Annotated in this window: 23 protein-coding genes; 13 read left to right on the forward strand and 10 right to left on the reverse strand. The window is 52.9% G+C overall.

The window, feature by feature from the left end:
- Nucleotides 1-102 precede the first annotated feature (102 nt).
- The 8 genes from hfq (at nt 103) to Q1L85_RS14445 (ending at nt 7563) form a co-directional block, all read left to right on the forward strand.
- The gene (gene hfq / locus Q1L85_RS14410) at nt 103-351 is read left to right on the forward strand and encodes an RNA chaperone Hfq (RefSeq protein ID WP_300425990.1); all 249 of its coding nucleotides are present in this window, start codon (nt 103-105) and stop codon (nt 349-351) included.
- A 20-nt stretch (nt 352-371) separates the two neighbouring features.
- Nucleotides 372-1682 (forward strand): ribosome rescue GTPase HflX, encoded by a 1311-nt coding sequence (gene hflX, locus Q1L85_RS14415; protein ID WP_300425991.1) that lies wholly within the window; start codon nt 372-374, stop codon nt 1680-1682.
- A gap of 86 nt (nt 1683-1768) precedes the next feature.
- Entirely contained in the window at nt 1769-2932 is a 1164-nt protein-coding gene (gene hflK / locus Q1L85_RS14420; RefSeq protein ID WP_300425992.1) for an FtsH protease activity modulator HflK, read from the forward strand.
- Nucleotides 2932-3801, forward strand: a complete 870-nt coding sequence (hflC, locus tag Q1L85_RS14425; protein WP_300425993.1) for a protease modulator HflC — start codon at nt 2932-2934, stop codon at nt 3799-3801. The genes hflK and hflC overlap by 1 nt, the downstream gene beginning before the upstream one ends.
- Nucleotides 3802-3945: 144 nt before the next feature.
- Nucleotides 3946-4146: a DUF2065 domain-containing protein gene (locus Q1L85_RS14430; RefSeq protein WP_300425994.1), complete on the forward strand. Its 201-nt coding sequence runs from the start codon at nt 3946-3948 to the stop codon at nt 4144-4146.
- 10 nt (nt 4147-4156) lie between these two features.
- Nucleotides 4157-5323 (forward strand): ATP phosphoribosyltransferase regulatory subunit, encoded by a 1167-nt coding sequence (locus Q1L85_RS14435; protein WP_300425995.1) that lies wholly within the window; start codon nt 4157-4159, stop codon nt 5321-5323.
- Nucleotides 5324-5399: 76 nt separating this feature from the next.
- Nucleotides 5400-6692, forward strand: a complete 1293-nt coding sequence (locus Q1L85_RS14440) for an adenylosuccinate synthase (RefSeq protein WP_300426016.1) — start codon at nt 5400-5402, stop codon at nt 6690-6692.
- Nucleotides 6693-7104: 412 nt separating this feature from the next.
- Nucleotides 7105-7563: a thioesterase family protein gene (locus Q1L85_RS14445; protein ID WP_300425996.1), complete on the forward strand. Its 459-nt coding sequence runs from the start codon at nt 7105-7107 to the stop codon at nt 7561-7563.
- Nucleotides 7564-7631: 68 nt separating this feature from the next.
- On the opposite strand, the gene Q1L85_RS14450 is transcribed toward Q1L85_RS14445, so the two are convergent.
- From Q1L85_RS14450 to Q1L85_RS14470, 5 genes are all read right to left on the reverse strand, one after another.
- Nucleotides 7632-9155, reverse strand: coding sequence for a bifunctional GNAT family N-acetyltransferase/carbon-nitrogen hydrolase family protein (locus Q1L85_RS14450; RefSeq protein WP_300425997.1), 1524 nt, complete (start codon nt 9153-9155; stop codon nt 7632-7634).
- Between the two features lie 113 nt (nt 9156-9268).
- Nucleotides 9269-10708, reverse strand: a complete 1440-nt coding sequence (locus Q1L85_RS14455) for a carbohydrate-binding domain-containing protein (RefSeq protein ID WP_300425998.1) — start codon at nt 10706-10708, stop codon at nt 9269-9271.
- On the reverse strand, nt 10617-11405 hold the full coding sequence (locus tag Q1L85_RS14460; RefSeq protein WP_300425999.1) for a DUF4956 domain-containing protein: 789 nt from the start codon (nt 11403-11405) through the stop codon (nt 10617-10619). Before Q1L85_RS14460 ends, Q1L85_RS14455 begins: the two co-directional genes overlap by 92 nt.
- A gap of 23 nt (nt 11406-11428) precedes the next feature.
- A complete protein-coding gene (locus Q1L85_RS14465) occupies nt 11429-12151 on the reverse strand; it encodes a polyphosphate polymerase domain-containing protein (RefSeq protein WP_300426000.1) in 723 nt (240 codons plus the stop codon).
- 1 nt (nt 12152) lies between these two features.
- Nucleotides 12153-12656, reverse strand: a complete 504-nt coding sequence (locus Q1L85_RS14470) for a lamin tail domain-containing protein (protein WP_300426001.1) — start codon at nt 12654-12656, stop codon at nt 12153-12155.
- A gap of 394 nt (nt 12657-13050) precedes the next feature.
- Here Q1L85_RS14470 and Q1L85_RS14475 point away from each other — a divergent pair, with 394 nt between their 5' ends.
- Nucleotides 13051-15060, forward strand: coding sequence for a metallophosphoesterase (locus Q1L85_RS14475; protein WP_300426003.1), 2010 nt, complete (start codon nt 13051-13053; stop codon nt 15058-15060).
- A gap of 34 nt (nt 15061-15094) precedes the next feature.
- Here the strand turns inward: Q1L85_RS14475 and Q1L85_RS14480 are convergent, their stop codons facing one another.
- Nucleotides 15095-15973, reverse strand: a complete 879-nt coding sequence (locus Q1L85_RS14480) for a LysR family transcriptional regulator (RefSeq protein WP_300426004.1) — start codon at nt 15971-15973, stop codon at nt 15095-15097.
- A gap of 101 nt (nt 15974-16074) precedes the next feature.
- Here Q1L85_RS14480 and Q1L85_RS14485 point away from each other — a divergent pair, with 101 nt between their 5' ends.
- The 3 genes from Q1L85_RS14485 to Q1L85_RS14495 all read left to right on the forward strand — a co-directional run bounded on the left by Q1L85_RS14485 (nt 16075) and on the right by Q1L85_RS14495 (nt 19855).
- Nucleotides 16075-17196 (forward strand): S-(hydroxymethyl)glutathione dehydrogenase/class III alcohol dehydrogenase, encoded by a 1122-nt coding sequence (locus Q1L85_RS14485; protein WP_300426005.1) that lies wholly within the window; start codon nt 16075-16077, stop codon nt 17194-17196.
- A 14-nt stretch (nt 17197-17210) separates the two neighbouring features.
- Nucleotides 17211-18044, forward strand: a complete 834-nt coding sequence (gene fghA, locus Q1L85_RS14490) for an S-formylglutathione hydrolase (protein WP_300426006.1) — start codon at nt 17211-17213, stop codon at nt 18042-18044.
- A gap of 122 nt (nt 18045-18166) precedes the next feature.
- Nucleotides 18167-19855, forward strand: a complete 1689-nt coding sequence (locus Q1L85_RS14495) for a methyltransferase domain-containing protein (protein ID WP_300426007.1) — start codon at nt 18167-18169, stop codon at nt 19853-19855.
- A gap of 57 nt (nt 19856-19912) precedes the next feature.
- Here the strand turns inward: Q1L85_RS14495 and mtnC are convergent, their stop codons facing one another.
- Genes mtnC through mtnA form a run of 4 tightly spaced genes read right to left on the reverse strand, consistent with a single transcriptional unit; the run spans nt 19913 to nt 22832 of the window.
- Nucleotides 19913-20620, reverse strand: a complete 708-nt coding sequence (gene mtnC, locus Q1L85_RS14500; RefSeq protein ID WP_300426008.1) for an acireductone synthase — start codon at nt 20618-20620, stop codon at nt 19913-19915.
- A 17-nt stretch (nt 20621-20637) separates the two neighbouring features.
- Nucleotides 20638-21183 (reverse strand): acireductone dioxygenase, encoded by a 546-nt coding sequence (locus tag Q1L85_RS14505; protein WP_300426009.1) that lies wholly within the window; start codon nt 21181-21183, stop codon nt 20638-20640.
- Between the two features lie 7 nt (nt 21184-21190).
- Nucleotides 21191-21820, reverse strand: coding sequence for a methylthioribulose 1-phosphate dehydratase (locus Q1L85_RS14510; protein ID WP_300426011.1), 630 nt, complete (start codon nt 21818-21820; stop codon nt 21191-21193).
- A gap of 7 nt (nt 21821-21827) precedes the next feature.
- Nucleotides 21828-22832 carry an S-methyl-5-thioribose-1-phosphate isomerase gene (gene mtnA / locus Q1L85_RS14515; RefSeq protein ID WP_300426012.1) on the reverse strand — a complete coding sequence of 335 codons (1005 nt, stop codon included), beginning with the start codon at nt 22830-22832 and terminating at the stop codon, nt 21828-21830.
- Nucleotides 22833-22990: 158 nt separating this feature from the next.
- Here mtnA and Q1L85_RS14520 point away from each other — a divergent pair, with 158 nt between their 5' ends.
- Nucleotides 22991-24307, forward strand: a complete 1317-nt coding sequence (locus Q1L85_RS14520; protein ID WP_300426013.1) for an ABC transporter ATP-binding protein — start codon at nt 22991-22993, stop codon at nt 24305-24307.
- Nucleotides 24308-24323: the final 16 nt, after the last annotated feature.

Genomic DNA, 24323 nt, shown 5'->3' on the forward strand with positions numbered 1-24323 from the left:
TGTGGCCGCTGAGTAGCAGATTCTGGTTGACCCCGGGGCTTTATAAATTATATTCCGCTGTCCCCACATTGGACGGCACCTTCTCACATTAGGAGAATAACTATGTCAAAAGGGCACTCTCTACAAGACCCTTACCTGAATCAGCTGCGCAAGGAACGTATTCCTGTGTCCATCTTCCTGGTTAACGGGATCAAGCTGCAGGGACAGATCGAATCATTTGACCAGTTTGTGATCCTGTTGAAAAACACGGTATCTCAGATGGTTTATAAGCACGCAATTTCTACCGTTGTACCGTCTCGCAACGTTCGTCTGGCGCCAGCCGATCAGGTCGAAGGTGCAGACGCCGAGTAATATCAGCAGGAGCCACTGCCTTGTTCTTTGAACGTCCGGATAGTGGTGGCGAAACCGCAGTACTGGTTCACGTGGATTTCCCGGAAGGGGCAAATCGCGAAGATCTGAATGAATTCCGTGAACTGGTCATTTCGGCCGGGGCCGACCCAGTCGGCCTTGTGACCACCAAACGTCCTACCCCTGACGTTAAAACCTTTGTTGGTAAGGGGAAAGTTGAAGAAATCGGAGACCTGGTGCGTATGAATGACGCCCAGATCGTTATCTTTAATCACGCCCTGTCCCCCAGTCAGCAGCGAAACCTCGAACGCGAACTCAAGTGTCGTGTGCTCGACCGTACCGGTCTGATTCTCGATATATTTGCGCAACGTGCCCGTACCCATGAAGGTAAACTTCAGGTTGAACTGGCGCAGCTGCAGTATCAGGCGACCCGGCTTGTACGGGGCTGGACCCACCTTGAGCGTCAGAAGGGTGGTATCGGTATGCGCGGCCCGGGGGAAACCCAGCTCGAGACCGACCGTCGACTGCTGCGGGAAAGGGTTAAAAGCATCAATGCCCGTCTGGAGAAAGTGCGTGCACAACGCGACCAGAACCGGCGGGCTCGTCAGCGCTCGGCGGTGCCGACCGTTGCCATCGTGGGTTACACCAACGCAGGCAAATCGACCCTGTTCAATGCGCTCACAGAGTCAGACGTCTATGCCGCTGACCAGCTGTTTGCAACACTTGACCCGACACTGCGCCGCTTTGATATCGACGATGTGGGCGAAATTGTTCTGGCTGATACGGTAGGGTTTATCCGCCATCTGCCACACAAGTTAGTGGAAGCGTTCCGTGCGACTCTGCAGGAAGCCGCAGAAGCTGACCTGCTGATGCACGTTATCGACTGTGCAGCACCCGAACGTGAGATGAATATCGAACAGGTGGAGCTGGTATTAGGCGAAATCGGCGCGGATGAATTGCCAGAGCTGCGGGTCTACAACAAAATAGATCTTCTGGAGCATGGCGAGGCCCGGATTGACCGCGATGACACCGGACAGCCTGTGGCTGTGTGGTTATCAGCACGTGAACGTAAAGGCTTTGATCTGCTGCAGCAGGCGATGGGTGAACTGTTGGGCGAAGAGCTGTTCAGTGACGATATTGAACTGCGCCCGGAAGAAGCGCGGCTGCGTGCAATTCTTTACGAATTGGGCGGCATCCGCACTGAAGAGTTCGCCGATAATGGCAACATGTTGCTTGGCGTAAGAATGCAGTTGCAGGATTTCCGTCGGGCATTGTCCCGTGCGGGCATACGTGAAGAGCGATTTATCGCGCCGCCAGAAGAACCCTGGCACTGAAGAAGCCCCGGAAAGTGGCCGGGGCGCAGAAATCCGTTATCATTACTATTCTGACTAAACCCGGCACACACTGACTGGAGTGAACTATGGCCTGGAACGAGCCTGGTGGCAAAGGCAATCCCAAAGATCCCTGGGGCAACAGGGGCAACAATAATGGTGGGAATCAGCCGCCGGATCTGGATGAAGTCATCCGTAAACTGACCGACAAATTTAACCGTCTGTTGGGTGGAAAGCCCGGCAATGGCAATAACGGTGGTGACGAGGGAAGCATCGTTGGCTTCCTGATTGTTGCTGCAGTGATTGCTGTCGTCCTCTTTGTGATGAACGCTTTCTATACCCTGGATACCCAGGAACGCGGTGTTGTATTACAGACCGGTAAGTTCGACCGTATTGAAGGCGAAGGTCTGCACATGAAAATTCCGGTGATTGAAGAAGTCATCATCGTGAATACTACCCGTGTCCGTGAAGCAGAAATCCGCGAAAGCATGCTGACCGAAGACGAGAATATCGTCGACGTAAAACTGAACGTTCAGTACCGGGTAACTGACCCTGCGGCGTTTGCGCTGCGTGTCGAAAACCCTGAACTGACACTGATGGATGCCGCTGAAAGTGCGCTTCGTCATGAAGTCGGTTCGACCGCAATGGACCCGATTCTGACGACTGGCCGTGCTGTTCTGGCGGATGCCGTGAAGATCCGTTTGCAGGATTACCTCGACCGTTACGAAACCGGTATCACTCTGACAAACGTCAACATTAAAGACGCAACACCGCCAGCGGCAGTGAAAGAAGCGTTCGATGACGTTCAGCGTGCCAAACAGGATAAAGAGCGCACTATTAACGATGCTGAAGCCTACGCCAACTCGGTCGTGCCGGAAGCTCGTGGTCGTGCACAACGTCAGCTTGAAGAAGCCCGCGCTTACAAAGAGCGTGTGATCGCCCGCGCACAGGGTGAAGCAGACCGCTTCTCAGCACTCCTGTCTGAATACAAAAAGGCACCACTGGTCACCCGTGAACGTCTTTATATTGACGCCGTTACCCAGGTATACACCACGAGCAGTAAAGTTCTGGTGGATGTTGAAGGGGGTAACAACATGATGTACCTGCCACTGGATAAACTGATGCAGCCTGTGCAGGCCGCTGCCCGTGAATCAGGTATGACTAACTCTGATATTTCCCGTCTGACAGATCAGGTTGTTAATGAGCTGCGTGCCCGTCAGAACAGCACAAGCGTCCGCAGGGAGGGTCGTTAATGTCTACGAAAGCTTTTTCATCGTTGATTGTCATCGCCCTGGTGGTGCTGATTGGTAGTCAGAGTTTCTACATCGTTAAAGAAACTGAACGTGCGATCAAACTCCAGTTTGGTGAACTGATCGATGCCGACGTTGAACCCGGTATCGACTTTAAAGTCCCGTTTGTGGATGTGATCAAACGCTTTGATGCCCGCGTTCTGACGCTGGATACTCAGCCTTCGCGATTCCTGACATCGGGTAAAAAATACGTGATTGTTGATTCGTATGCGAAGTGGCGCATTAAAGATGTGCGTGCTTACTACGAAGCGTCATCCGGTGACCGTACCCGCGCAACCGCACTTCTGGAAAACCTTGTGAACAAAGGACTGCGTGACGAGATTGCCGCGCGTACTCTGCACGAAGTGGTTTCTGGTGAGCGTGACCAGCTGATGACTCAGCTGACGGCGTCACTTAACCTCGAAACTCAGAAAGAGCTGGGTATCGAAGTTCTGGACGTGCGCGTAAAAGCGATCGACCTGCCAGACGAACTCAGTCAGTCGGTGTACAACCGTATGTCTGCAGAGCGTAGCCGGGAAGCCCGTGAACACCGCTCACAGGGTAAAGAGCTGGCTGAAGGTATCGAAGCAGATGCTGAGCGTCAGCGCACGGTGATCGAGGCAGAAGCTTACCGCGAAGCTGAGCAGATCAAGGGTGAAGGGGATGCAGAGTCGTCACGCATTTACGCAAAAGCGTACAGTGCTGACCCTGAGTTCTACTCATTTACCCGTAGCCTCAAGGCCTACACCGAAACCTTCCAGGGCAATGATGTCCTGCTGCTTGATCCTAAAAGCGACTTCTTCCGTTATCTGAACGACGCTAAGGGCAAGTAATTACCTGACTGGCCGGTCAGGCAGGGGAGAACGCAGGCAATGAGCCTGCGTTAAACCATGTTCATCGCCGGCCAGCTTTGGTAGAATCCCGCAACCGGGCCGGTCGCCCGGTTTTTTTGTGCAGTTTTTCGACAGGAACATACCTTGTCTCAGGACCTCTGGACCGAGCTGGCGCTGGCTGTTGCTCTGGTTTTTATCATTGAGGGGATACTTCCTTTCCTGAACCCCGGACGCTGGCGGCGACTGGTGGGACAACTGGCACGCACAGACGACCGGACTATGAGACTCACCGGCTTGGCCAGCATGTTGTTCGGCCTCGCCCTGTTATATCTGATCAAACACTGAAGGCTGGAATATGACTGGAGCTGACCGCTGGCTGTTGCCTGATGGTATTGACGAAATTCTGCCGCCGCAGGCGCGCCGTATTGAGCAACTGCGCCGTCATCTTCTCGATTATCTGGATGCCTGTGGCTATGACTTCGTCATTCCACCTGCACTGGAATATCTTGATTCACTGCTTACCGGCACAGGCAAAGATCTGAACCTGCGTACCTTCAAGGTCACTGACCAGCTTTCAGGCCGCATGATGGGTCTGAGTGCTGATACAACGCCGCAGGTTGCCCGCATTGATGCACACAGCCTGGCACCGGAAGGCATCAGCCGTCTGAGCTACTGCCGCACTGTGTTCCACGCCAAGTCTGGCTCTCTGCTGGCGAGTCGTACCCCGACTCAGATTGGCGCAGAGCTGTATGGTGAAGCCGGCATCGAAGCCGACGTCGAAATCATCAGTGTGATGCTCAGCCTGCTGCAACAGGCAGGTCTTGAGAACGTTCACCTTGATCTCGGTAACGTAGGCGTTTTCCGTGCATTGGCCAGGGTCGCTGGTCTGACCGATGCTCAGCAGACAGAATTGTTTGATCTGCTGAAACTGAAATGCGCTACCGACACTCAGGCCTGGGTGGCGCGTGAACTGAATGATGCCCGTCTGGTAGAAGCCTTTTCTGTGCTGGCCGGGCTTCAGGGCAGTGCAGAGTCGCTGGCGGGTGCGTTTGATCGCCTGCAGGCTCTGGTGCCGGAAACTGCGGAAGAAATTGGTCACATCCGCAGCGTTGCTGAGCGACTTGCAAAGCGCTTCCCGGCGACCTCTATGATGTGTGATCTGACTGAGCTGCGTGGTTACGACTACCACACAGGTCTGGTCTTTGCTGCCTATGTACCCGGCTATGGAGATGCTGTGGCACAGGGTGGTCGTTACGATGAAACCGGTGCAGACTTCGGACGTGCGCGTCCTGCGACCGGTTTCAGTGCCGATCTGAAAGTACTGGCGCGCCTGGGAAGGCGGACGGAGTCAGTCAAGCAGACGGTCGCTGCTCCCAGCTCCGATGACCCGGCGCTGTGGCAGGCTATCCAGCAGTGCAGAAGTCAGGGAATGCGCGTGCTGGTGCAACTGAATGGCGATGCGGTCGAATGCGACCAGCGCCTGCAACTTCTGGACGGCAAGTGGCAACTGGTTAACGCCTGAAGAACTAAAGCCGATAACAGGCCTTGTTTGCTCAGAGTGAACTGGCCTTAACTAACGATTGAGTGAAAGAACCGCCATGGGCAAAAGCGTTGTTGTTCTGGGCACCCAGTGGGGTGACGAAGGTAAGGGTAAAATTGTTGACCTGCTGACTGAAAAAGCAGCGGCAGTGGTTCGTTTTCAGGGCGGTCATAATGCCGGCCATACCCTCGTGATCAATGGTGAAAAAACTGCACTGCACCTGATCCCGTCCGGCATCCTGCGCGATGGCGTACGTTGTGTGATCGGTAACGGTGTGGTGCTGGCACCGGATGCACTGTTGAAAGAGATCCGCGCTCTCGAAGATCGTGGTGTCCCTGTGATGGAGCGTCTGCGTGTGTCTCACGCCTGTCCGCTGATTCTGCCATATCACGTGGCTCTGGATCAGGCGCGCGAAATCAAGCGTGGCAACGCCAAGATTGGTACGACCGGCCGCGGAATCGGGCCAGCGTACGAAGACAAAGTCTCGCGCCGCGGACTGCGTGTTGGTGACCTGTATCAGCCAGAATTTGCTGACAAGCTGAAAGAAGTCATGGAATTCCATAACTTCTCTCTGACTCAGTACTACGGTGTAGACGCGGTCAGCTACGAAGAAACCCTGGCGGCATGTATGGACTGGGCAGCGCAGATTAAAGACATCGTCGTTGATGCAGTTGATCTGGTGCATGAGATCCGTGAAACCGGCGGCGACATCATGTTTGAAGGTGCTCAGGGTACGCTTCTTGATATCGACCACGGCACCTATCCGTTCGTGACCTCGTCAAATACCACGGCTGGTGGTGTGGCGACAGGTTCGGGTGTTGGTCCGCTGTACCTGGATCAGATTCTGGGTATCACCAAAGCTTACACCACCCGTGTCGGATCAGGTCCTTTCCCGACTGAACTGTTCGACTCCGTGGGTAAGCACCTGGCGGACGTAGGTAAAGAGAAGGGCACCACCACTGGTCGTGACCGCCGTTGTGGCTGGTTCGATGCCATGCTGGTGAAACATGCCATCCGTGTTAACTCGATTAATACTATCTGCCTGACCAAGCTGGACGTACTGGATGGTCTGGAGACCATTAAAGTCTGTATCGGCTATCAGGACGAGCAGGGCAACCCTCTGAAGGTGCCAGCGTCTGCGGATCAGTTTGAGAAAGTGACACCGGTATACAAAGAACTGCCAGGCTGGACTGAATCCACCTTTGGTGCGAAGAGCATTGAAGACCTGCCAGAAAATGCCCGTGCGTATATCCGCTTTGTTGAAGAAGCGATTGGTGCTCCGATCGATATTATTTCTACCGGCCCTGATCGCGTAGAAACTATCGTTCTGCGTCACAGCTTTGAACTCTGATTATTCAGAAGTGTCAGAAAACCCGCTCCGGCGGGTTTTTTTATGCCTGTCATTAATGACGATAAATTGACCATTGGCTATTTCATGGCCTTAATGAAAAAGTATTCCGGACGCTCTGCGTCAGTGCTTTGGCAAGCTTTTGCCACCTTTTCTGAGTGGCGTAAAACCTCTTATCTCTTTCTGAATTTTAATTAATAACAAAGTACCAGTTGTTGAGGATAAATTCGGTCATTTGTCCTATTTATCTGGTACTTATTTATTATATTTGCCTGATTATTCCTCACTGGTGGTGTTTGGGCACACTCGTTGCTCCTATACATGTGTCAGCGACTGGCTGGCAAAGCGTTGGGCGTATGGCAGTCGGGGCTTACTGGCCACTGCCTGAATTTATGAACAGTAGAGGAATGAAATCATGCTGGATCTGTATGACTACCCTGTTGTCGTTGAGTTGCCTGTCTCCTGGGGCGAGATGGATTCATTTCAACATGTGAATAACGCGGTGTATTTCCGCTATTTCGAGAGTGCCCGGGTGAAATATGTGGAGAGCATCCGCATCGAGGAGTTTATGAAGTCCACAGGAATGGGACCGATTCTCTCAGGTACATCGGCTAAGTTTTATGCTCCTCTGAAATATCCTGACACCATCAGTGTTGGCATCAAGAGTGTGAAGCTGGAATCCGGTCGTATTCATCAGGAATACGGCGTCTGGAGCCACGAGACCTCCCGCCTGGTGGCGAAAGGTGAAAGCACTATGGTGTTCTTCGATTATAAGAAAGGTTGCCCTTGCGATATCCCTGAAGGGTTGCGCGAGAATATCCTGAAGCTGGAGCCCTATCTGGCCGAGGATAATAAAGTCACCGAGCAGGCCTGAAGGCGCAGGGGTGATGTATCAGCCGGATAACCGCAGCCCTTTCTCTCTGAAAAGGCTGCGGTATCCGGTTATTTTTTCACGATGATGTCGTAAAGATCTTTGCGACGGTCTTTCAGGTTGCGGACAGAGCCTTCGTTGTGAAGAATCCGCAGTTTGTCCATATCCAGATCTGAAAACAGCAGCATTTCGGTATTGGCTGTCGCCTCTGACAGTACGGCATCGTGTGGGAACGGGAAGTCAGATGGTGTCAGCACGGCTGACTGGCTGTACTGAACATCCAGGCTTTCCACCTCTGGCAGGTTACCCACACTGCCGGCGATGACGACATAGCACTCATTCTCAATGGCTCTGGCCTGGGCGCAGTGGCGGACACGCAGGTAACTGTTCTTAGTGTCTGTCCAGAAGGGTACAAACAGAATTTCCATACCCTGCTCCGACATGATGCGGCCCAGCTCCGGGAATTCAACGTCGTAGCAGATCAGAATGCCGACACGACCCGCGTCGGTTTCGAATACCTGAAGCTGGTTTCCGCCACGGATTACCCAGTCGTTTTTCTCGTGAGGGGTAATGTGAATCTTGCGCTGTTCGTCGACTTTACCACTGCGATGACAGAGATAAGATACGTTATAGATCGTCCCGTCTTCGTTGATCGGCATCGAACCGGTAATAATATTGGCGTTGTATTCGACCGCCATACGGGACATGGCATCGCGGATTTCGTCGGTAAAACCAGCCAGAAAACGAATTGCTTCAGTCTGAGATGTTTCCGGGCAGAGGCCCATCAGAGGCGCGTTAAAGAATTCGGGAAAGACGATAAAGTCACACTGATAATCGGACACAGTATCAACGAAATATTCGACCTGCTTGAGCAGTTCTTCCAGTGAGCTTACCAGACGCATCTGCCACTGTACGGCGCCGACACGTACCGTAGTTTTACGGGACAGAAGCACGGTATCTGTCGGCTCATACAGAATGTTGCTCCATTCGAGCAGCGTTGCGTAACCCACCGACGCAGAATCTTCAGGCAGGTACTTACGTAACAGACGCTTTACCTGAAAATCGTTGGAAAGCTGGAACGACAGAATGGGGTCATAAATTTCTTTCGTATCCACTTTCTGGATGTAGTCCATGGGGGACATTTCATCCTGATAGTTGTGGTAACTGGGAATACGACCACCGGCCAGAATGGCCTGAAAATTATACTGACGGCAGAGTTCTTTACGGGCATCGTAAAGACGGCGGCCGATACGCATACCGCGGTGTGATTTTTTAATAACGACATCAAGCCCGTAGAGCGCATCGCCCTCGGGGTCGTTCGATACTACGTCGTTACTGTCGACAATGTCTTCGTAAGTATGCGGATTGGAAAAACGCTGGTAATCGACCTGAACAGACAGGGCGATCCCGACCAGCGCGTCGCCATCAATGACACCGATCTGACCTTCCGGAAACTCATCAATAAGACGCTGAATAGTATGCTGTGGCCAGGCGCCGCCGAGTTCAGGGTAGGCCTCATCCATCAGTATCTTGATCTGGTCGTACTGAACCAGTGAGAGATTACATAATTCAAGGTGAAGGCGTTCGGATGCCATGTGATTACTTCTCTGTCTGCTAAGGCGGGTAAGACCGCTAATTTAGCAGGAATATCCGCCTGTTGAACAGACAGGAAGCCGGAGCCCGGCGGCGGGCTCCTCAGGCACAGGAGTTACTCAGGGCGCGGGCCGCGTGGTGGACGGTCGTCGTCACTGCGGAACTGCCACCATGAACGTTCAGCACGAGGGCCACGTCCGGCTTTACCATGACGTGTGATCTCAGATTCCAGTGTCAGTTGAGCGATTTCTTTTCCGCCTACGCTGACGGTATAACTACCGTCTTTTTTCAGCAGCGCAGAAGAATACGTCAGCGACTGGAAATCACGAGGCGCAACGTAATCCAGAAGAAGTTCACCTTGTGCATCTCTGATGGTGAAGTGATCGCCTGTGGACAGAGGGCTGTCCAGGTTGACCTGAATGATCGGTTGGGTTGAGGTGTCTGACGGTGTCTGTGCCATGCCGCTGCTGCCATGGGCGATCAGCGTACCACCTGTCAGGTTGAAGGTGCCGTCGACATCGATATAACCATCACGCTGGCTGAGTGGCCCGTTGACGATGAGTGTGCCACCGGACATTTCGGCGTGACCGTTGGAGTCGAATCCGTCACCGCCTGAATGAACAATGGTGTAGCCGCCGCGGATACTCAGCAGGCCATCGATGGCTTTTCCGTGCCCGCGACCGCCGCGTTCTTCTTCCGCGGCTGCTTTCTGCTCTGCTGTTTTCTTCAGCGTGACATTGAGGCCGTCATCCTTTGCATTTACTTCGATGTTGCCACTGTGGATCGTGATATAACGGCTCTCGATGGCTTCATACGACTGGGTGATTTTCAGGTTTCCGCCCGCAATGTCGACCTTATTCGCCCCCATGATGCCGTCGTCTCCGGCACTGATGGTGATATCGCTGTCTTCGAGATTCACGAATCCTTTGTCTTCACGCTCAAGGTTATCCGATTTAATCGCATCACCACCGGCGACAATCTGTACGTTTGAGCGACGGATGTCGACACTGTCTTTACCCCGGATGCCTTCGTCTTTGGCATCAACAACCAGAGTGACATCGCGCAGGTCGAGATCATCTTTACCCACAACGGCATCTTCCCGCAGACCCTTCACTGTAAGAGAGGCACCAGTGCCGCCTTCAATCCGAAGGTCTGCGCGGGAGAACAAAGCGCCCTGTGGCTCGTCGTTACTCACACTGCCATCACTATCAGAAATCAGGTTGTCAGACTTCTCCGCAAGACGGACAGTGACATCCCCGGATTTCTGAATATACAGCGCGGCGCTCTGATGACTGATGACGCGGGCACCATCGAGAATCAGTGTGACTTCTTCATCGCCCGCATTGACGATCAGAGAACGTCCGGCGCTGTCTCCCGAGAGGCGGTAGTCGCCTCCCTTTGCAATGGTAATGCTGTTTTCGTCAACTGACACCGCGCCGTTAACCGCTTCGGGCTGAGCGAGATTAATGGTCTGTGTTGCGGCGTGCGATGCGCCGGAGGCGATCGCCAGGCCGGTAAATAAAGCGCTGTAGCTGAATCGTGAAAAGGTACTCATTCTGCGAACTCTCCGTGGCTAGATAATAAAGTGCAGGTGTCACACCCGTGCAGGAACGTAATTCATCGAGCAGTGGCTCGTGTTGATCGGCTTTTAATCTGACTTCAATGACTTTCTCAATCAGTTTTCCGCCCTGATTATTTTTGATCGTATCTGAGCGGATAAAGTAACTCTGAACACGGGATTTGTTTTCCAGATGAGCTTTGATATCTGCCCACTGGCGACTCTCACTGTATTTGAGGATCAGCATATACGAGGGCTCGAAACTGACAGACCGTGACAGGCCCCAGAGAACGACGGAAATAAACAGGCTGGCGATGATAGAAAGCTGGTAATACTCCACGCCGTTGGCAATGCCGACGGTAATTGACCAGAAAATAAATGCAGTATCCCGCGGGTCTTTCACAGCCGTCCGGAAACGGATAATAGAAAGCGCACCGATCATCCCTAATGACAGCATCAGATTGCCACTGATACCGATCACGATCGCGTTGATCGCAATCGCAACCATGACCAGTGTGATATTAAAATTCTTGGAATAAAGAACGCCGTTGTAAGTCTGCCGGTATACCCAATATATAAACATCGCCATTACAAACGTGGCAGATAACGAAATAAATATCTGTAATGATCCAAGGGTTGAATCCAGCATCAGCTGGCTTGAATTAAACAGAGAACTGAGATCAGTGGGGGTCATAATAATCAGTCGTGGTCGATGAATTAAGCGCTGTAAAACTCGCGCATGTGCATACGCCCAAGGCAATATTTACTGATTGCCTGAGCGGTCGTCCCGTTGAGACGGAAAATCTGTGGAAACCACCCAGGGAGACAGTGATTGAATTTCACTTCCATAATGATGGTGTCACCCCGTTGAATCTGCTCCATTTCCAGTGAGTCGCAGAACAGATCGGTTTCCTCTGTGCTGATCCGGAGATTCATATCGAACGTCACCCGGATGTCGTTGTAGTCCATGAGATACACTTCACGGTCATAATCGATCATCGCGGTAGGGCGGAAATAGCGGCGCTTGAGATCAAAAAAGATAGAGCGAGCACTGTTGGAATCTATGTCCAGTAACCAGTCGTAATCGCCCTCAATCATCTGATAGGCCTGCTCGCGGGAAATCGTTACCGAACTTTTATCCACAAACTGATTATGTTTCCGTTTGCGTTCGAGCTTTGCCCAGTTCTGATCGGGTGAATAGACGCGGATCCGGTATTTATCGCGCTCTTCGATACCATCAAGCTTGTCTTCGACCGAGGTATTCAGAATGTCGTCAAAGTAGAGGCTGCGGATAAAATAACCGCGTTCACTTTTCTGATTCGGATCGCGCTCCATCAGCTCACTCAGCAGGGCGCGTGCGTATTCGTAATCTGCATGACTGATAAAGAACTTTACTTCGTGACGTTTGACCGACAGGGCCTGCGTTCTGAGGGCCTTCATATCAGCGTCCTGTCCCGGATGTTTCCTGGTAGAAAACTTCAGTGATACTCAGGTCATTGCCCGGGCGGCCCATAGTGAAGGAGCCTTCGTAATTTGGCGGTGCGAGCAGGGTCATCCTGTCGATCTGTGATTTACCGTCGCGCGCCGTCAGCACCAGGGTTTCACCGTTCCCCAGATTAAAATTCAGCCTGGCACTGCCATAGGGCGCTGAATCGGATGCTTTTCCATACACCCTGAGCGTCTGATGTGAGCCGATCACCCAGTCGCTGGTGAACTGCCACTTAGTAGGATCATCAAGATTATCGGACAGAAAATAGCCCTTCATACTGATGCTGTTCAGTGTCGGGTTGTAGAGATCCAGCCAGTCTTCTTTTGCGTTGTTCGTGAAGGACGCTTCTTTCAGATAGACCGTACTGGCGCTCTGGCTCTGGCTCAGCCAGAACAGCGCCGGAGTCAGAAGCGTGAACAGTAAGACCAGAATGTGAAGAGGTTGAAATCTCGGCATAGCTCTGTGGCTGCAATATGACAGAATTGCTGCATTTTAATGCAATTAAGATGTATTCGTATTTATTTTTGTATAGAAGTGTGGGACGCACGGAACCCTCGCAGATCACCATAGTGAGCCGGCTGTTCGGGATGTGAGATTCTGAAATGCGTTCTGGAAGAGAATGGTAGGCAGTAGCTGTCATCGGCGTTGTGATACGCGCGGGGTACGCCCCTTGTATGTCAGTGATATGACAGCAACAGCCTGTCCCAGCAGTTTCAGCGTATTGTATGCGGATAATTTCATTGAACTCCGTTGGCCGTATTGGACAGCAACGCCATGGTGCCAGCATAGCTGTCACAGAACGGACACGTCCCGTCTCCTTACTGAGCGCTCCAAAAATGGGGGACGAACAATGAACAATACGAAATTAATAGCGCAGCTTACGTTGCTCGCTGCGGCAGTTACGCTGACGGCGTGTGGTGGAGACAGCAATAACTCCGATTCAGATGATGTCGCTACAGAGCTGCCTGTGGTGGAAACACCTCAGAATGAGGCATCACCGGGTGATGACGACAGTCGCCACTCTGTCTTTACACTTGGGGTTTTGCCGGACACCCAGGGTGGCTCAGATGCTACCGGACAGGCGCATGTTGCCATACACCCAATGGATGAGGTTCTGAAGCACCAGTTAGCCGCTGGTGTGAATCTGGTCATCCCGGTTGGCGATCTGACCGATAAAGGTTCTGCTGTGGAATGGGAAGAGTGGACCAGCGTTGCTCGCCCATACAAAGAGCAGGGTATGGAGTTTCTCCCGGTAATGGGTAATCACGAGCTGAATTATTCATATACCACGGGTTGGATAAACGCGATGCGGGAATTTATTCCTGAAGATGCAGTGCATATGCCGGGCTACGAGTGGATAAATTATTACGTTATCCGTGAAAACGTTCTGATGATCGGCCTTGCATACTACAACCTTCCTCTGGCAATTAATTGGATAGAAGACGTTGTCGCAACGCACCGCGCTGACGTAGATCACATTGTGGTTGCGAGTCACGATGGTCTGATTGGCGCCAAGTATGGTCAGACTCGTGAGCAGATTGTTGAAGGCACAAAAGATGACGACTGGGTGTACAGCGTTGCGGATGAAATTCGCGCATTTTTTGCAGAGCATGATGTCATTTATGTACAGGGGCACGAGCACCAGTACCAGCGATCTCTTATTGCGCGTGATACCGCTCAGACGTCTTTCCCATCAGGTTCAACACCCGAAGGCGGAAACTACCGTATGAACGTCTATACCCAGATTCTGTCCGGTAATGCCTCTTATAAGGGGTATGAATTCCGTTATGGTGAGCGTGAACTGGTGCAGATGATCGTCGCTCAGAAAAACGCGACCATGAGCGGGGGATCTGATCACTTTGATGTGAATTCCAGCTGGTTGCGGTTTGATAATGATCGGGTGGATTACGCCTCTTACTACGCAGAGCATACCGCTCAGAATAACAACAGTGATCAGGATTTTGATGCAGACTGGCACCTGATGGATAAATTCAGTCGCACAATTAATCGCTGTGAAACCGTGATTTATCCTAACAATATTCCTGAAGGTACGCGGGCAGTTATGGTCTTTCAGCCAGAGTACCTGACGGATTACTGTCTGGCTGACGATGGTTCTATGGCGCGTCTGGTCGGTGGAAGTAACGATACGTTTAACCGTACCGACAGCCGTACTCGCGATATGGGCTATACCCCAGGGTTCAGCCGTGCAGAAACCCTGACAGACCTGACCCGCCTTGCCTATCAGTGGTTGTACCAGTACCACGAAAGCTGGACTCCGAATCTGAATTCTGGAGTACGGGTGATTCCAGACGGCGAGGCCGGCGAACTGGTCATTCCTGAAGTCACGGTCGATCTGAAAGAGCACGTTACTCTCAGTTGGACGCCAGCGACGGAAACTACGGTATCTGACATTCTGATTGTATCGGGCACTCAGAATCAGACAGGCGTGTATCAGGGAGATTACGGTGAACCTAAAGATATGCAGGCAGATACCGGACTGACGGTGAAAGACGGCGATGGTGATGATATGGCGAAGCCAGCCGTTGTTCTGCCGGCCAGCGCAACTGGCTCGTGGGATATTTCAGACGCAGTGGCTGATCCCTATGCCGTCGCCTTCACGGCTTCTGAAAATGTCACAGGAGACGGCGTGATACTGGCCCGTCGTGCCGGCGATAGCTGGCAGCCATTGGCAGATACTGGCTGCATTATTGAAGGCATCTGGCTCGAAAGCTATATCACCAGTCCGCCAGCCCGAAGTGCAGCGTGCGAAGGTAGTGCTGTGTTGGGTTATGACGCGGACGACAACATCTGGTGGTCGATTCTCACCGAGGATACAGAGCTGGCACTGATCAGCCGCTAATTCCTACTCACATAAGCCCCGGCCAGTCCGGGGCTTATTCCGGATTCAGATGTTCTGACAGATAATCCAGCAGCATACTGACCTTCAACGACAGCTGTCGCCCGGGTGGATACAACGCCCAGATACCATCATCAGGCGGGGCAAACTTTTCCAGTACTTCCACAAGTTCGCCACTCTGAAGTGCGGGTTCAACGTAGTAATCCGGCAGCTGAATAATGCCCAGTCCGCGTCGTGCCGCATCGAGCAGAGCATCGCCACTGTTACAGCGCAGGCGGCCATCGACCTTCATCATGCGTTCGCCACCGGCATCATGAAATCGCCAGTAATCCAGAGTTCCAGGCATACAGGTATGAGAATGCAGCGCGTCGGGTGTTTCGGGTTTGCCGTGGCGTCGCAGATAGTCCGGTGATGCGCAGGTGAACAGACGGCGGTTGCCCAGACGTCTGGCGACCAGATCCTGACTCTCAATGCGTCCCAGCCTGACGGCCAGGTCGTAATTTCCCGCAATGATATCGAGTGTCTTATTCGTGAGTTCGCAGTAGAGACTGATCTCGGGGTACAGGGTGAGAAACTGATTCAGAAGGGGAGCCAGATGGCGCTCTCCGTAGGTCACGGGTGCGGTTATCCGGATCAGTCCCTGAGGCACACTCTGCAGCTGATTTACCGCTCTTTCTGCGTTGCTCAGGGCATCCAGTAAGGGGCGGCAGGACTGATAGTAAATCTGACCCGCCTCCGTCAGACTGACACGACGGGTCGTGCGATAAAACAGATCAATGCCCAGGCGTTTTTCCAGCATACGTATCTGTCGGCTGACCTGTGCTGTGGATATTCCGAGGTCTTCAGCAGCGCGTGTGAAATTGCCGCTGTCGGCCACCGCCAGGAACTCACTGACGCCCTGCCACTGTTGAATCATTATTACCTGTGTGTAAAAGTGATTTTATAAAAACCCGGATTATCCATATCTGGTAACGAACTACAATCGGAAGCTGAAAACACATAACGGAGAAGTACACCATGTCTGAAACAATCACCTGCCGCGCGGCTATTGCCTGGAAAGCTGGAGAGCCCCTGTCTGTTGAAGAGGTTCAGGTAGCCCCCCCGAAGGCTGGCGAGGTCAGGGTTAAGATTGTGGCGACCGGTGTGTGCCATACCGATGCATTCACTCTGTCTGGTGAAGACCCTGAGGGTATCTTCCCGGCGATTCTGGGTCACGAAGGCGGTGGCATTGTTGAATCGGTTGGCGAAGGCGTAACCAGCCTGAAGCCGGGCGATCATGTGATTCCGCTGTACACCGCAGAATGCCGCGAGTGCAAATTCTGTAAATCCGGCAAAACCAACCTGTGTCAGGCGGTACGTGCGACTCAGGGGAAAGGCCTGATGCCGGACGGCACCTCACGCTTCTCTCAGAACGGCAAACCGATCTTCCATTACATGGGTTGCTCGACCTTCGCTGAGTACACCGTGCTGCCTGAAATCTCACTGGCAAAAGTGAACCCGACGGCACCGCTTGAAGAAGTGTGTCTGCTGGGTTGTGGTGTCACGACCGGAATGGGCGCAGTTATGAACACCGCCAAGGTAGAAGAAGGGGCGACTGTCGCAATCTTCGGCATGGGCGGCATTGGTCTGTCTGCCGTGATCGGTGCGACCATGGCAAAAGCTTCCCGCATCATTGCTATCGACATTAATGAAAGCAAATTCGATCTGGCGAAACAGCTGGGCGCAACAGATTGCATTAACCCGAAAAACTACGATAAACCGATTCAGGATGTGATCGTAGAACTGACCGACGGCGGCGTGGATTACTCATTTGAGTGTATCGGTAACGTCGATGTGATGCGTTCTGCACTTGAATGCTGCCACAAAGGCTGGGGCGAATCGGTGATTATCGGTGTTGCGGGTGCAGGCCAGGAAATTTCTACTCGTCCGTTCCAGCTGGTGACTGGTCGTGTATGGCGTGGCACCGCCTTTGGTGGTGTGAAAGGCCGTACCGAGCTGCCTGATTATGTTGAACGTTACCTGGCTGGCGAATTTAAGCTGAGCGATTTTATTACGCACACCATGGCGCTGGATAAAATTAACGAAGCCTTCGACCTGATGCACGAAGGTAAAAGCATCCGTAGCGTTATTCATTATTGATCCGGAGTGCAGGGATGAAAAAAGTCAGCGAATATCTTTGCTTTAACGGACGTCAGCTTCAGTACAGTCACACCTCGGCCGTACTGAACTGCGAGATGCGTTTCGGAATATTTCTTCCGCCGCAGGCAGAAAAGAAAAAGGTACCAGTGCTTTACTGGCTGTCAGGGCTGACCTGCACCGACGAAAATTTTACCCAGAAAGCCGGGGCTCAGAGAATCGCGGCCGAACTGGGTATCGCGTTGGTGATGCCTGACACGTCACCACGCGGTGAAGACGTGCCTGATGACGAAAATGGTGCATACGATTTTGGGCTTGGCGCAGGCTTTTATCTTAATGCGACTCAGGCTCCGTGGTCGAAGCACTACCGCATGTACGACTATATCGTCAGCGAACTGCCTGAGTTGATCGAAGCAGAGTTCTCTGTGAACGGCATGCGCAGCATCAGCGGGCACTCGATGGGGGGGCATGGTGCCATCACGATTGGCCTGAAAAACCCCGACAAGTACCGCAGTATTTCGGCATTCAGCCCCATCAGTAACCCAGTGAACTGCCCATGGGGGCAGAAAGCGCTTGGTCTTTACCTGGGCGACGATCAGGAAGCCTGGGCGGCGTATGACTCAAGCGAGCTGCTCCGCCGGGCCACCGAACAGCTGCCACTGCTTGTCGATCAGGGCCTGGCGGACAACTTCCTCACCGAGCAACTGCGCCCCGAAACCCTCGACGACGCAGCAACGGAATCGGGCTACAGAATGACCCTGCGCCGCCAGCCGGGGTATGACCACAGTTATTTCTTTATCTCGACCTTTATCGAAGATCATCTGCGTTTTCATGCGCAACACCTTATCTGAGGGAGACTCAGGTGTCTTTTGCCCGGCTATGCCGGGCTTTTTTTTATCGCATTACTGTGACACCGGATGAAAGTGTCGGGCACAGTGTCTGTGTCAGGCTGTGAAGGAGTCGTAACAGGGCCATGGATGAGAAAACCGGGAAGTTTTACAGCGATCACGTCAGTGATGTATTTGCGCGTTACGATGCTGTTGATAGCCCCGTCGCTAAGTATTTCTCGCAAGCCTTTCCTCAGCTGGGCAGCAGAATACTCGATATTGGATGTGGCACAGGGCGTGACCTGCGGGCCTTAATCGCAGCAGGCTACAAGGCCTGCGGAATTGAGCCCGTCGACGAATTAAGAAAACGGGCAATTCAGAACCATCCAGAGCTGAGTGATTGTCTGAAGCCGGGAGTTCTTCCCGGATATAAAGAAGAAAAAAAGTACGACGGTATTCTCTGTAGCGCTGTGTTAATGCACATTCCTCAAGGCCAGCAGCTCGAGGCCTTTCTTGATATCCGCAACTTACTGAGGGTAGGCGGGCACCTGTTACTGTCAGTTCCAGAAAACCGTAATGATCTCGACGAAGAATTAAGAGATCCCAATGGTCGATTGTTTATTCCGACTGATCCACAAAGAATCCGCCTGATAGCCGAGCAGATCGGATTTACTTTTCTTAGTTTAAGTACTGACGACGATGCTCTGGGAAGGGCGGGACATTCCTGGAATACGCTGATATTCGAGAAATCCAGTGAGGCAAACCGGCCGCTGGATCGTATCGAGTCTGTATTGAGAATCGACAAAAAAGTCGCTACCTACAAGCTCGCGCTGCTACGGGCTTTCTGTGACATCGCAGAACGTGATGAGAACGCCGTAACATGGTTCGCCGATGGTTACGTAGGAATGCCGATAGAAGCGCTGGCAGAGTGTTGGTTAGCGTATTACTGGCCGCTCGTTGCTGCTCCTGTGCATATTCCGCAGAGTCAGACAGACTTCGAGTATTCAAAAAAGCGTCTTTTAATCAGAGAAAGTTTGAAAAAATTAATCGAGCTGGCCTCGTATGGAGAGGAAATTACCCCTGAAACTGCCTATGCAATCCTACTGGCTTCATGGAAGAAAGGAACTTATTCGAAAGATATTAAAGCGCAATTAAACCTAGTTCTTAAGACATTCACCAAGGCGATCATTACAGGCCCCGTACGTTACTCAGAGGGTGGAGGCATGTATCACTATGACGCCTCTGCATCACTTGTAATGATTGAGTCTGATTTATGGCGGGAGTTCTGTTTATCCAGTCACTGGATCAGAGACTCAATTATTCTCAGGTGGGCAGAATTGTCTGAAAAGTTCGCAAGGAAGAATTGTCCTGAGATAAACAAAGGAATAGCTCTTCCGTTCCTATTGCCGAACGTTGACTTAAAGCGAGAGCAGTCTATTGCCCGTCAGATGTATGAGGAGCATCCGAACCTTACCTGCGTATGGACGGATAAAAAGATTACTCTTGCTTCGATGGATGTCGATCATGCGTTGCCGTTTTCTCTCTGGCGAAATAATGATTTATGGAATCTCCTGCCTGCAGCACGAAAGGTGAATAACGAGAAGCGGGATAAAATCCCAACACCTGAATTATTACGTCGCCGCAAGGAAGCGATTGTCGAAACCTGGCGCTTTGCTAATGATAAGCAACCGCTCGTTTTTGAGTTCGAAATATATCGAACGTTAGGAAGATTCCGTGAGGAGTCCTGGGAGCAGGAGCTTTTTCAATATATGTCTGAGCGAGCAGCAGTGGCGATTTATCGGCGGGGCGAGACTGCGTGGGATTTTGGTGCTTAACCGTTACATTGCTGGCTGTAGGGTGCGCACTGCGCACCTTCAGCCGGTAGTGCGATCTCAGATATCCGCAAAATCAGACACGGCTTTATGCGCCGCATCCGTCGGTAATTCTGTATCGCGGATAACCCAGCAGGTCTGCATTCCTGCTTCTTTGGCTGCGTCCAGTTCTTCTTTGATATCGGATAAAAACAGGACGTCGCTGGCCTGCAGGCCTTCGTGGGTTTTCTGTAGCTCGGCGAGGATGTTCAGGTACGATTGAGCTTCGCGTTTGTGGCCCATCAGGGTGTCGAAGTGTCCGCTGAACAGTGACAGGAGGTCGCCGTCCTGTGAGTAGCCAAAAAACAGCTTCTGCGCTTTTACTGAACCTGATGAATATACGTAGACCGGAAGCTCTTCGTCGTACCATTTTTCAAGGTGTTGGGTGGCGTCAGGGTACATGTGTGCTGCGTAGTCCCCGTTCTGGTATCCCGCCTCCCAGATTAATCCCTGCAGCGTTTTTAACGGTGTCGCTTTGCTGTCTTTTGCGATCCAGGTCTGCAGCTGATCAATCAGCTGGCTGACGTCGGCCGGGTCTATGTCGTTGCCTTCGGCAGCGGCCAGTTCTGCGGTCTGCTTCAGGGCGCTCTGCACGATGTCGTCGTCGAGGTGCTCGCGCACGTAGTCTGGCAGGTGCTCTGCAGCGTAGGGGAACAGCACATCTTTCACAAAACTAATGGAAGAGGTGGTGCCTTCGATGTCGGTCAGTATCAGTTTGACGTTCTGCATCAGTATTTTACTTACCTTCAGTTCTCTAGGCGGTTAAAGCGGGTAGCAATGTCGCTGCCGGTGAAGTTCGCGACCCAGCCTTCCGGGTTGTTGAACAGGCGGATGGCGATAAAGTTCGGGTTAGGCCCCATATCAAACCAGTGGGTCGTGTTCGCGGGTACGCTGATCAGGTCGCCCTGAGTGCAGAGCACTTCGTAGACTTTTTCACCGATATGCAGAGTAAACAGCCCCTGACCGCCAACAAAGAAGCGTACTTCGTCTTCGCTGTGGGTGTGCTCGCTGAGGAATTTCTGACGGAATTCATCTTTCTGCGGGTGATCGGCCGCGAGGCTGACGACGTCCACGGTCTGGTAGCCGTCTTCCTGCATCAGACGGTCGATGTCTTTGCGGTAAGCGGCGATCACATCTTCCTGAGAGGCACCCGGCTCCAGTTCAGCGTCGGTCTGCCACTGTTCGTAACGTACACCGGCTTCAGCCAGGTGAGCGGCCATTTTTTCTTTGCTGTCGGTGGTGAACAGCAGGTTGGTGACGTCGTGGTCTGTGTATACGCGGAGTACGCTCATAATGGCCTCACGGTTGGCGTATTTTTAATAATTCGAGTTGGTAGCCTAACAGGTGTTCGATCGCCTCCAAGTGGCGGTAACACTCGGTCAGGTCTTTGCCCCAGGTATATACCCCGTGGCCACGGATCAGATAGGCATGGCCCTGACCGTGTTGCTGCATGTGCGTTTCTACCTGCGCTGACAGGCGGTCGATGTCCTGATCATTAGGAAAGATCGGGAAGGTCACTGTGCCTTCGTGCGTGGTCTCACCGGCGAAAGCTTTCTGAAGCTCCCAGCCAGTCATGCTCAGGCTGTCTTCAGGCCAGATCTGCGACAGTAATACGACCGTGGGCGAGTGGGTATGGAGGACCGCGCCAATGCCGCCGTCGCGACGATACAACTGGGTATGCAGTCCTGTTTCAGCCGAGGGTTTTCCCGGCGACAGCGGGTTGCCTTCCATATCGACGGCGAGAATATCTGCCGGGGTCAGTTCGCCTTTGTGTTTGCCCGAGCTGGTCAGGGCACAGACGTTTTCATTCAGGCGCACCGAATAGTTAGAGCTGGTCGCCGGAGACCAGTTGTTACCGTACAGGATACGGCCATAGCGGCACAGGTCTTCAGCGGCGCGCTGAAATTCGACTTTGCTGTATGCGCTCATCGGCGGTTTACCCTTCTACCATCGCGGTGATTTTTTCGATCGTTGGTTCCAGCACCACCCCTTTTTCGGTCACGATGGCATCAATCAGTTCTGCCGGGGTGACATCAAACGATGGGTTAATGGCTTCGCAGCCCTGCGGCGCAATCTGCTGACCATTCAGTGACGTTACTTCTGACATCGGGCGCTGTTCAATCGGAATTGCTGCGCCGTTATCGAGGGTCAGGTCAAAGGTGGTGGTTGGTGCGGCGACCATGACCTTCATTCCGTGATGTTTCGCCAGCACGGCCAGGCTGTAGGTACCAATCTTGTTGGCAACGTCGCCGTTGGCTGTAATGCGGTCGGCGCCGACGATCACCCAGTCAGCACCACCGGCGCGGAACAACTGCGCTGCAGCACCGTCGCACACCAGTTTCACCGGAATATTATCCTGCATCAGTTCCCACGCGGTCAGGCGCGCGCCTTGCAGCCATGGGCGGGTTTCACCAGCATAAACCTGTGTGACTTTACCATCGGCAAACGCGGTGCGGATGATTCCCAGTGCGGTACCGTGGCCCCCGGTGGCCAGTGCGCCGGTATTGCAGTGGGTATAGATACGGCTGCCTTCATGAATCAGAGACGCACCGAACTGACCCATCGCCAGGTTTGCGGCGATGTCTTCTTCGTGAATCTTCTTGGCTTCGGCGACCAGAGCATGTGGGTCGTCCGTGCCCAGACCCGCCATGCGCTCCAGTGCCCAGAACAGATTAACGGCCGTTGGGCGGGATTCCGCCAGCACCTTGTAGGTGGCCTGCAGATCACGACCGTTAAGGGCATCCAGTGCATAACCATAAGCTGCGGCAATTCCGATGGCTGGCGCGCCCCGTACCACCATGTCGCGGATAGCATCTGCTACTGCCGCTGCGGTGGTGTAGTCGTGCACTGTGTGCGTGTGCGGTAACACTCGCTGATCCAGCAGGTGCAGTGACTGGCCCCGCCATTCGATGGCATGGAAGGAAGAGGAATGCGCTGTCATAAGATGGATGGCCCGGGTGTTCAAAGGGCCGCATTCTATCACTAGCTATCCGGTGAGTGGGAAGAAAGCAGGCATCGCGTGATCCATCCTTGTGGATGAAATATTGTATTGATAATCATTGTTATTTAGCATGATCGAAATAACATCAGGGATGATTTATGAAACGGCTGGCGATGGCGGCAGTGACGCTGGTAGTTGCGCGACAGGCGGGTATGGCGGTCTCTCTTTATCTGCTGGGTATGGCAGGCGCTTCAGTCGCTGCTGGGGATGCACAGGACGCTATTCATTGTCTGTCAGGTTTTTTCGCCTTTGCTGTGCTTGCCTACCTGAGCAGTGCACTGACGGAGGTGGTTCAGGCACCTCTGCAGGCTGGACTCTGGCGGCAATACTGTCTTCGCACTCTGGATGAGTTCAGGGCCAGTCGACTTCTGAGTACCCGACACAATCGGGAGAAGCTCGGCCAATGGCTGATGTCTGAAGCGGGTGTGACACTGCACGACGTTGTACCGGCGGCGATAAATCTGCTGTCGGCGGCTCTCAATATTGGGCTGACCCTTCTGGTTTTCTCTCTTCTGCTCGGTTTTGAATTTCTTGCGGCGATTGCGATTGCGTCGTTTCTCTCATTGATGCTGGTGGTGATATTTCGTCGGCACACCGGGCGTCTGGCGAATCAGTTGCAGCAGGATCGGACACGGCTGAACGGCTGTCTCAGTCTGGCGGTGACGGGCAGTTCAGTGATTTCGGGCTCATCCGGGTTGTTCGCAGAGCAGGAGAGGCGTCTGTCGCAGAATTTTCGCGAGTTTGGCAGGACCTCGCTGAAGCATGTCATTCTTGAGCAGTCGCTTTCCACAGTACCCGTCGTGCTCTCGGTTGTGTGCGTGATGGTCTATGTTCATGGTCAGGCAAATGCACTGACACATACCGGCGAGATGATTGCAGTGCTTCCGAGGGTGCTGCAGTTTTTTGGCATAGTGCACGAGTTAAGCCTCGTCAGCAGCAGGAGCTTTTTCTTAGCTCGGAAGGCCTCGAACCTGCGCAGCTTTATCAGCACGCTCGTCCCTCTGAATATTGAAGGGGAGATGGATCTCCGGGTTCACAATCTTACGCACAATCTATGGATAACACCTCAACAGCTTTGTGATCTTGTCAGTAGCCGCCAATGTGCGAGTGGTCGGGTTCTGATTACTGGCAGTAACGGCGCGGGAAAAAGCACCTTATTAATCAGACTGACCAACCTCCAGGATTGCTTACTGCTTCCGGCTGGCGAGCAGATTTTCGCGGAAGAGGCGGGCCTGTCTTCCGGAGAAGCAGCGAAATTCAGACTGGATCGGATTCTTGATGTGAGTACAAACTTACCGCCGGTGCTGTTGCTAGACGAGTGGGACGCAAATCTGAGTAAAGAAGCGACAGCGGAATACAGCGCCAGACTGGATGATCTGGCTGCGGATCATCTGGTGATTGAGGTCAGGCACTGAACTGCCTCTGCCCGGT

Origin of the sequence: uncultured Thalassolituus sp. (assembly GCF_950066645.1) — a bacterium.
Taxonomy (GTDB): domain Bacteria; phylum Pseudomonadota; class Gammaproteobacteria; order Pseudomonadales; family Oceanobacteraceae; genus Thalassolituus.